Raw genomic sequence first — 1,937 nt, 5'->3', positions numbered from 1 at the left:
CGCGGCCGATCCCAGGACCGCACCGATCTGGCGCGTCGTATTGAAGACGCCGGAACCGGCGCCGGCCGAGCGCGGCGGCAGGTTGCGGGTTGTGGCGTTGGAGACCGGGCCCCAAATGAAACCATTGGCCACGCCCTGGAGGGCGCTGGGCAGCAGGAACATCCAGATGGGAGTGTCCGGCTTCAGCAGCGTCCCCGTCCAGAACAGGGCACCGGACAGGCAGAGGAGCCGAAGGCCGCGAACCAGCGCGGATTGATCCGGTCGATCAACTTGCCGACAAAAGGTGCCAAAGCGCCGGAGATCACGGCCATGGGGATCATGAGCAACGCGGACTGCGTGGGTGTCAGCCCACGGACTACCTGGTAGTAGAAAATGGTGGGGAGCGGGAACGCTGTGATGGTGAAGCCCACCGCCATGATGGTGGTGTTACCCAAGGAGAAGTTGCGGTCCTTGAACAGGCCCAACGGCAGCAAAGGCTCGCCGCCGCGGCGCTCCAGCAGCCACTGCCAGAGGACGAACACGGCAAGGACAACGAGCCCCGTGATGATCAGTCCCCACACGGTAATGGGCCCGGTGACGGTGCCCCACTTGTAGCTTTGGCCTTCCTGGATGCCGAACACCAGCAGGAACATGCCGGCCGCGGACAGCAAAACACCCACGACGTCGAACTTGTGGCTGTGCGTGGTCAGCTTCGGTACCAGCCGGGTCACGAGGACGAAGGCAACGACGCCGATGGGAACGTTGACGAAGAAGATCCACTGCCAGCCGAGGCCGTCAACCAACACGCCACCGAGGATCGGACCGACGAGGATGGCCATGCCAGCCGTCGCTCCCCAGAGGCCCATGGCCGCGCCGCGGCGGTCCGGCGGGAAGATCCTGGTGATGACGGCCATGGTCTGGGGCGTCATCATGGCTGCGCCGATGCCCTGGACCACCCGGGCCGCGATCAGCATGCCGATGTCGCCCGAGAGGCCGCACCACAGCGAAGCGAGCGTGAAGACCACGAGGCCGATCAGGTAGAGGTTCTTGGGCCCGAAGCGGTCACCGAGCCTTCCGGTGATCAGCAACGGCACGGCGTAGGCGAGGAGGTAGGCGCTCGTCACCCAGATGACGGCGTTGATGTCGGTATGCAGGCCCTCCATGATCCGTGGGTTCGCCACGGAGACAATGGTGGTGTCGATCAGGATCATGAAGAACCCGACCACGAGGGACCACAGTGCGGGCCACGGTTTAGCTACGTTTTCCATGGGTTTCCTTTGACTGTGCTGAATATCTTGCACGTTGGTGCGTTGGCTGGGCGGTTACCACGGCAACTGCCCGCTGCGGAGATCGTTTTGGAAGCTGCGTATCCAGTCGATTTCCGTCCGCAGCATGGTTTGTTGGTACTTGACGTCGATCCAGAACTTGGTCTCGACGCCTTTTGCGGCGACAGCTTCTTCACCGCGGACCAGGAAGTCGAGTTGGTCTTCCAGGTTCGCCACGCGGCGGTCCAGGAGTTCGAGGACGACGCCGGACGGCAGGTTGTGTGCCTCGGCGATCGCGTGGGGGAAGCTCGGGTATTCGTTCACGGGTTCCGCCAGCATGTTCTGGAGGCGCTCGGTCAGCGCCTCCCTGCCGGTTCCCGTGATTCGGTAGGTGGTCCGCTCGGGCCGGTTGCCGGCGCGGTCAATGCCCGTGGACTCGACGAAACCCGCCTCTTCCAGGCGGCCGACGGCGTGGTAGAGCGTGCCCGGCCGGACCTTGACCAAGCGGTCCTCGTGACGGGCCATCAGGAGCTGGTACATCTCGTATGGATGCATCGGCGCCTCCACGAGGAGGGCCAATGCGGCGACACCAAGTGGAGTCAGTGCGGCTCGTGCCATTTCCCCATCCTCCGTGCGAACTATTCCACAAAAACTATTCCACATGGAATAATTGACTGCAAGGCAGCCGCCGCG

The 1,937-nt window shown here is 63.7% G+C and carries 1 protein-coding gene and 1 pseudogene; both read right to left on the bottom strand.

Features of this window, described 5'->3' with window-relative positions; all coding sequences use genetic code 11:
* Nucleotides 1-1,247 (bottom strand): annotated as a pseudogene (locus AHiyo1_RS01145) (DHA2 family efflux MFS transporter permease subunit); the annotation flags it as partial.
* A 54-nt stretch (nt 1,248-1,301) separates the two neighbouring features.
* Nucleotides 1,302-1,862 carry a PadR family transcriptional regulator gene (locus AHiyo1_RS01140; protein ID WP_059387343.1) on the bottom strand — a complete coding sequence of 187 codons (561 nt, stop codon included), beginning with the start codon at nt 1,860-1,862 and terminating at the stop codon, nt 1,302-1,304.
* Between the last annotated feature and the right edge of the window lie 75 nt (nt 1,863-1,937).

The organism is Arthrobacter sp. Hiyo1, from assembly GCF_001263615.2.
Lineage (GTDB): Bacteria > Actinomycetota > Actinomycetes > Actinomycetales > Micrococcaceae > Arthrobacter.
This window is presented reverse-complemented; position numbering and strand designations above follow the sequence as displayed.